The 7105-nt window shown below is 74.4% G+C and carries 6 protein-coding genes; 5 read left to right on the top strand and 1 reads right to left on the bottom strand.

Features of this window, described 5'->3' with window-relative positions; genetic code table 11:
• The first annotated feature begins 148 nt into the window (after positions 1–148).
• Genes N864_RS17145 through N864_RS17125 form a run of 5 tightly spaced genes read left to right on the top strand, consistent with a single transcriptional unit; the run spans position 149 to position 6094 of the window.
• Entirely contained in the window at positions 149–1123 is a 975-nt protein-coding gene (locus N864_RS17145) for a glycosyltransferase (RefSeq protein ID WP_034719709.1), read from the top strand.
• The gene (locus N864_RS26465; RefSeq protein ID WP_051518733.1) at positions 1120–3012 is read left to right on the top strand and encodes a glycosyltransferase; all 1893 of its coding nucleotides are present in this window, start codon (positions 1120–1122) and stop codon (positions 3010–3012) included. Before N864_RS17145 ends, N864_RS26465 begins: the two co-directional genes overlap by 4 nt.
• On the top strand, positions 3009–4409 hold the full coding sequence (locus tag N864_RS17135; protein WP_081793983.1) for a PfkB family carbohydrate kinase: 1401 nt from the start codon (positions 3009–3011) through the stop codon (positions 4407–4409). Before N864_RS26465 ends, N864_RS17135 begins: the two co-directional genes overlap by 4 nt.
• Before the next feature lie 25 nt (positions 4410–4434).
• On the top strand, positions 4435–5133 hold the full coding sequence (locus N864_RS17130) for an SDR family oxidoreductase (RefSeq protein ID WP_034719707.1): 699 nt from the start codon (positions 4435–4437) through the stop codon (positions 5131–5133).
• Positions 5134–5143: 10 nt separating this feature from the next.
• Positions 5144–6094, top strand: coding sequence for a glycosyltransferase family 9 protein (locus tag N864_RS17125; RefSeq protein WP_034719705.1), 951 nt, complete (start codon positions 5144–5146; stop codon positions 6092–6094).
• Here the strand turns inward: N864_RS17125 and N864_RS17120 are convergent.
• Entirely contained in the window at positions 6027–7025 is a 999-nt protein-coding gene (locus N864_RS17120) for a UDP-glucuronic acid decarboxylase family protein (RefSeq protein ID WP_034719703.1), read from the bottom strand. The two genes, N864_RS17125 and N864_RS17120, sit on opposite strands and share 68 nt — an antisense overlap.
• Between the last annotated feature and the right edge of the window lie 80 nt (positions 7026–7105).

The raw sequence follows: 7105 nt of genomic DNA, 5'->3' as shown, positions 1-7105 counted from the left end.
GGCTGGCCGCGTGCCGCGGCACGCGGGCGAGGACCTGTCCGGTCGCCGGCCACCCGTGCCTCGACGGGGTCGACCCGGACGCCGTCGCGCGAGCGGTCGTGCGACTCGTCGGAACCCCCTCGGTGGCGCCGTCGCTGGAGGTGGCGCAGTGAGGATCCTCGCCTGGCACGTGCACGGCTCGTGGATGACCTCGTTCGTCTCCGGAGGCCACGACTACGTCCTCCCGGTGACCCCCCAGCGAGACGCGGACGGGCTGGGCCGGGCCGAGACGTGGGACTGGCCCGCCGGCGCCCGTGAGGTCCCGGTGGACCGGCTGGGTGACGAACAGGTCGACCTCGTCGTGCTGCAGCGTCCGCACGAGGCACAGCTGCTCGAGCAGTGGACCGGCTGGCGGGTCGGCCGGGACGTGCCGGCCGTCTACGTCGAGCACAACGCCCCGACCGGGCACGCGGTGCGCTCGCAGCATCCCGTCACCACCGACCCCCGGCTGCACGGGCTCCCCGTCGTGCACGTGACGCACTTCAACGCGATGGCGTGGGACTGCGGCGAGGCCGACACCGTGGTGGTCGAGCACGGCATCCCCGACCCCGGCTACCGCTACACGGGGCACCGGCGCTCGGTGGGCGTCGTCGTCAACGAACCGGTGCGGCGCTGGCGGGTGGCCGGGACCGACCTCGTCCTCGACCTGGCCCGCGAGGTCGACGTGGCGGTGCACGGCATGGGACTGGCCGCGCTCGCGGAGGTCGCGGCCGAGCGCGGCGTCCGGCTGCTCGAGTGTCTCGACCTCGACCAGGCGACGATGCACTCGCGACTGGCGCAGCACCGCGTCTACTTCCACCCCTACCGGTGGACGAGCCTCGGCCTGTCGCTCCTCGAGGCGATGACCCTCGGCATGCCCGTCCTCGCGCTGTCGACCACCGAGGCGCCGGTCGCAGTCCCCCCGGAGGCGGGCGTCGTCAGCTGTGACGTCGCCGCGCTCCACGCGGCAGCCCGGCGCTGGCTGGACGACCCGGCCGAGGCGCGTGACCGCGGTCTCGCTGCCCGGGACCACGCACTGCAGCACTACTCACTGAAACGGTTCCTCGACGACTGGGACCACGTCTTCCGGGAGGTGACCTCATGAGGATCGCCATGATCTCCGAGCACGCAAGTCCGTTGGCGGCGCTGGGCGGCGTCGACGCGGGCGGGCAGAACGTCCACGTGGCCGCCCTCGCACGCGGCCTGGCCCGGCGGGGCCACCGGGTCGAGGTGTTCACCCGGCGCGAGGACGAGGGCTCGCCGGAGCGCGTGGAGCTGGCCCCCGGGGCCACCGTCGTACACGTCCCGGCCGGGCCACCGACCCCCCTGCCGAAGGATGAGCTGCTGCCCTACATGGAGGAGTTCGGGCGCTGGGTCCGGGACGAGTGGCAGCGGACCGAGGCGCCCGACGTCGTGCACGCGCACTTCTGGATGTCCGGTCTCGCGGCGCTCGCCGCCGGCCGGGCGTGTGACGTACCGGTCGTCCAGACCTTTCACGCACTCGGCACCGTCAAACGCCGGTTCCAGGGGGCGGACGACACCAGCCCGCCGGACCGCCTGCGGCTGGAGCGGGACCTGGCCCAGCACGTCGACCGGATCATCGCCACGTGCACCGACGAGGTCGCCGAGCTGCGCGCCATGGGGGTCTCGCCGGACCGGGTCCGGGTCATCCCCTGCGGCGTCGACACCGCACGCTTCCATCCAGCGCACGACGTCGCCGCGGACCCGTCGACCCTCGCCGGGGAACCCGGCCGGGAGGCGACCGACCGCCGGAGCAGGAGGTCCCGCCTGCTCCTCGTCGGACGCATGGTCCCTCGCAAGGGCTTCGACACCGCCATCCGGGCTATCGCCTCGTTGCCCGACACCGACCTCGTCATCGCCGGAGGCCCGACGCGCGCAGAGGTCGAGCACGACCCGGAGGCCCGACGGCTCATGGCCGTCGCCGCGGAGGCCGGCGTCGCTGACCGGGTGGTCTTCCTCGGCCGGGTGCCACACGCCGACATGCCGGACGTCTACCGGTCCGTCGACGTCGTCCTGGCCACGCCGTGGTACGAGCCGTTCGGCATCACCCCGCTCGAGGCGGCCGCCTCCGGCCGTCCCCTCGTCGGCAGTGCCGTCGGCGGGCTCCTCGACTCCGTCGCCGACGGAGTGACCGGGCGGCTGGTGCAGCCCCGCGACCCCAAGGCCCTCGCCGAGGCGATCCGGGGCCTGCTCGCCGACCCGGTGCTCGCGACCCGCTACGGCGCCGAGGCCCGAGTCCGGGCGCTCGAGCGCTTCGACTGGGACATCGTCTCCGCCGCCACGGAGCAGGCCCTCGCCGAGGTCGTCGACGAGGCGCGCGCCGCGAACCCGCACCGGGGTGCCCAGCGCGACCCGGCCCGGCTGGCCGCGACCTGGCTCGACCAGCACGAGCAGGAGTTCCAGGACGGCCTCGCCGCCCTGCGGGGCGACTGGTCCGTCATCCAGCAATGGGGCGAGGAGCTCGCGACGTCGCTCCTGCGCGGTGGTCGCCTCCTCGCGGCCGGCAACGGCGGCAGCGCCGCCGAGGCGCAGCACCTCACCGGTGAGCTCGTCGGACGGTTCCTGCGCGAGCGCCGGCCCTTCTCGGCGATCTCGCTGCACGCCGAGAGCTCGAGCTTCACCGCCATCCTCAACGACTACGGGCCCGACGAGGTCTTCGCCCGCCAGGTCGAGGGGCACGGCCGGCCCGGAGACATCCTCGTCCTGCTCTCGACGAGTGGCGCGAGCAGCAACGTGCTCCACGCCGCGAAGCGGGGGCACGAGCTGGGCCTGCGCGTGTGGGCGCTCACCGGGCCGGCGCCGAACCCGCTCGCGAGCATCGCCGACAGCGCCCTCGCCGTGCCCGCGGGGTCGACCGCGGCGGTCCAGGAGATCCACCTGCTCGCCGTCCACGCGCTGTGCGCCGCCTTCGACCAGGTGCTCGCCTCGCGGGACCTGCTGACGGCCGCCGTCCCGGCCGGGAGCCTCGCGTGACCCGCCGCGTCGTGGTCGTCGGGGACGTCATGCTCGACCGGGAGGTGGACGGGACGGTCGAGCGCTTCTGCCCGGACGCTCCCGCACCGGTCCTCGACGTGTCCATGGTCCGGCAGGGCCCCGGCGGGGCCGGGCTCGCGACCCGGCTCTGCGCCGCACCGGACGTCGAGGTGACGTGGATCGGCCCGCTCGCGGCCGACGACGACGGCGCGGCGATCCAGCGGGAGCTCGCGGCGGCCGGCATCACGACCATCGCGCTCGGCCACGAGGGCGCGACCCGTCGCAAGACCCGTGTGCGCAGCGGCGGCCACGTCCTCGTCCGTCTCGACGAGGGCGGCCCGGGCCGGCCGACCGGTCCGGTGCCCCGAGCGGCGCTGGAGGCTATCGCCGCCGCCGACGTCGTGCTCGCCTCCTGCTACGGCGCCGGGACGACCGCACAGCCGGAGCTTCGCAGGGCCCTCGAACGTCGCGCGGAGCACCGCCCCGTGGTCTGGGACCCGCACCCGCGCGGGGGCCCGCCCGTGCCCGGCTGCCTGCTCGTCTCACCGAACCTCTCGGAGGCCCGCACCGCGGCCGGTCGCCCGGACGACCCCGGTGACCTCGTTGCCCCCGCCGTCCGCGACCTGTGGGCCGCCCAGCACGCCGCCGTGACCGGTGGCGCCCACGGGGCGTGGCTCGCGGTCGGCGACGACGTCATCTACACCCCCGTCGAGTCCGTCGGCGACGGCGACCCGTGCGGCGCCGGTGACCGGTTCGCGGCCGCTGCGACGACGGCGATCGCCCGGGGCGCGACCGTGCCCGAGGCGATCACCCTCGCCGTGGCCCGGGCGAGCGAGTGGGTGGCCTCCGGCGGCGCCTGGGAGTTCCGGCGTTCGGCCCACACCGGCCCCGCCCCCGAGCGCGACGGCACCACACCGGGACCCCACGGCCCGAGCGACACCGAGGCCCAGCGGCATACGGCCAAGGAGGTCGTCGAGCGGGTCCGCGGCCGGGGCGGCACCGTCGTCGCGACCGGTGGCTGCTTCGACGTGCTGCACGCCGGCCACCTGCAGAGCCTGCAGGCGGCCCGCCGCCTCGGCGACGCCCTCGTCGTGCTGCTCAACTCCGACGCGTCGGTGCGCCGGCTCAAGGGCGCCGGCCGGCCGGTCCAGACCGCGGAGGACCGGGCGCGGCTGCTGCTCGGACTCGAGTGCGTCGATGCTGTCGCCGTCTTCGACGAGGACGATCCGAGCACCGTGCTGGGAGAGCTGCGACCAGACGTGTGGGCCAAGGGCGGCGACTACGCCGGTGTGCCACTCACCGAGTCGGAGCTCGTGCGCGGCTGGGGCGGCCGCGTCGTGCTGCTGCCCTACCTCGAGGGTCGGTCGACGACGGCCCTGCTCAGCGATGCCGGATGAACGAAGGTCAGAAGAGAGGAAACGGATGAGCACCCCACGCGATCTCGGAATCGTCTATGTCACAGGGGGATCCAGCGGCCTCGGCGCCGCGGTGGTCGACGCCGTGACGCAGGCGGGCGGCAAGGCGGCGGTGATCGACAGGCAGGCGCCGGCCGACGAGTCGGTGCCCTTCGCGCAGGCCGACCTCAGCGACACGGCCGCCGCGGAGCGCGCGGTGGACGAGCTCGCCGCGTGGTTCGGGCCGCCCGAGGCCGTCGTCACGGCCGCCGGGACGGACGCGTGCGGACCGCTCACCGGTGTCTCGGTCGAGGACTGGGAGCGCGTCGTGCGCGTCAACCTGTTCGGCACCGCCGCCGTCGTCCGCGCCTGCCTCCCGCACCTCGAACGCACGCGAGGCACTGTCGTGACGATCGGCTCAACCCTCGGGCTGCGCCCGGCCGGCGATGCAACCGCTTACTGCGCCTCGAAGTTCGGGGTCGTCGGCTTCACCCGGGCCCTCGCGATGGAGCTCGCCGGCCGCGTCGGCGTCACCCTCGTCATCCCGGGCGGCATGCGGACCCACTTCTTCGACGGGCGCACGGAGCAGTACCGACCCCCGCCCGACGCCGCGCTCAACGACCCGACCGATGTCGCGCAGTGCATCCTCACGGCGCTGCGCCAGCCGGTCGGCTGCGAGCTGCGCGAGCTGGTCGTCGCGGCCTCCACGGAGCCGTCCTGGCCGTGAACCAGCCCAGATGACAAGCGTCCTCGCGCTTCGGGCCCTCGGGCTCGGGGACACGTATGCCGCTGTGCCCGCACTCCGTGCTCTCCGTCGCGGTGTCGACGGGGCGCGTCTCGTGCTGGCGGGCCCCGAGTCGTGGGGTGGTCTCCTGGTCGAGCAAGGGGTCGTCGACGCCGTCCTGCCGGCAGCGGGTCTCGCGGCCCTCGACTGGGACCTCGGGCCACCGGACCTCGCCGTGAACCTGCACGGCTCGGGGCCGGAGAGCCACCAGCTGCTGCAACGGCTGCGACCGGGCCGGCTCGTCGCTTTCTCCTGTGCCGCAGCCGGTTTCACCGACGGGCCGCAGTGGGACGCCGAGGAGCACGAGGTGGCTCGGTGGATCCGCCTGGCCCGCGAGCTGGGCGGCACCGCGACCGCCGACGACTTGCGACTACCGCCGCCATCGGGAGCGCCACCGCATCCCGGGGCGGTCGTCGTGCACCCCGGGGCCGCCTTCGGGTCCCGTCGCTGGCCGGTGGAGCGGTGGAGCGAGGTCGTCGCCGAGCTGCTCCGCGCCGGGCTGCCCGTCGTCGTGACCGGCACTGCGGACGAGGTCGGGCTGACGAGTGCCGTGGCGGCAGCCGGCCCGGGCGCCGTGGACCTCGGTGGCGAGCTGACGCCACGGGCCCTGGCGCAGCTGGTCGGAGCGGCGCGGCTGCTCCTGTCGGCCGACACCGGCGTCGCCCACCTGGCGACGGCCTACCGCACCCCGTCGGTCACGCTTTTCGGGCCGACCCCGCCGGCGCAGTGGGGGCCGGCGGTCGACCGCGAGCTCCACGAGACGGTCTGGCTGGCGCAGCCCGGTGACCTGCCCGGGACACCCCACGGGTCAGAGGTGGACGTGCGCCTCGCCCGGATCACGCCGAGCGACGTGCTCCGTCCGGCTCGGCGGCTGCTGGACCTGCCTGTGCCGCAACACTCCTGAACCACGCGACGGTCCGGTCGAGGCCGTCGGTCCACCGCACCGCCGGCGCCCAGTCGAGCAGCTCACGCGCCCGGCTCGTATCGGGCCGGCGCACCTGCGGGTCGTCCGTCGGCCGCTCGACGTGGACGATCTGCGACGACGAGCCGGTCGCGGCGACGACGTCCTCGGCGATCTGGCGCACCGTCAGCTCGTCCGGGTTGCCGATGTTGACGGGGCCCGGGTGGTCCGTCGCCGCGAAGGCGAGGATGCCGGACACGAGGTCGTCGACGTAGCACACGGAGCGGGTCTGCTGGCCGTCGCCGGCGACGGTGATCGGTTCGTCGGCGAGGGCCTGGCGGATGAAGGTCGGGATGGCGCGGCCGTCGTGCGGGCGCATCCGGGGCCCATAGGTGTTGAAGATCCGCACGATCCCCGTGTCGACGCCCTCGTTGGAGCGGTAGGCGGTCGTGAGCGCCTCGCCGTAGCGCTTGCCCTCGTCATAGACACCGCGGGGGCCGATCGGGTTGACGTGGCCCCAGTAGTCCTCCGGCTGCGGGTGCACCTGCGGGTCGCCGTAGACCTCTGACGTCGACGCGAGGACGAACCGGGCGCCCTTCTCCTTGGCCAGGCCGAGCGCGTGCCACGTGCCGATCGCGCCGACCTTGAGGGTGTGGATCGGCAGTTTGAGGTAGTCGATGGGGGAGGCGGGCGAGGCGAAGTGGAGCACGAGGTCCACGTCGCCCGGCACGTGCACGAAGTCCGTCACGTCACAGCGGACGAGCCGAAACGCCTTGTCCTGAATGAGGTGGCTGACGTTGTCGGGGGTCCCCGTGACGAAGTTGTCGAGGCAGAGCACGTGCGCGCCCCGCCGGAGCAGAGCCTCGCACAGGTGGCTCCCGAGGAAGCCCGCCCCCCCGGTCACGACAACCCTGGACCAGTCGCTGCTTCCCACTGTGCCTCCTCCGTGGCGCTTCTCCAACGGACGAAGCACCTCTACCCGAGGGCCGGACCACACAAACTTTCACCCCGAAC

The organism is Intrasporangium chromatireducens Q5-1, assembly GCF_000576575.1.
GTDB classification, from domain to species: domain Bacteria; phylum Actinomycetota; class Actinomycetes; order Actinomycetales; family Dermatophilaceae; genus Intrasporangium_A; species Intrasporangium_A chromatireducens.
Note: the sequence above shows the minus strand (reverse complement) of the source record. Positions and strands in the feature narration are given on the sequence as shown.

What these genes read in the sequence shown, in the direction of transcription:
- N864_RS26465 (WP_051518733.1), top strand. Translation starts at nt 1,120, where the DNA reads ATGAGGATCGCCATGATCTCCGAGCACGCAAGTCCGTTGGCGGCGCTG.
- N864_RS17130 (WP_034719707.1), top strand. Translation starts at nt 4,435, where the DNA reads ATGAGCACCCCACGCGATCTCGGAATCGTCTATGTCACAGGGGGATCC.
- N864_RS17125 (WP_034719705.1), top strand. Translation starts at nt 5,144, where the DNA reads ATGACAAGCGTCCTCGCGCTTCGGGCCCTCGGGCTCGGGGACACGTAT.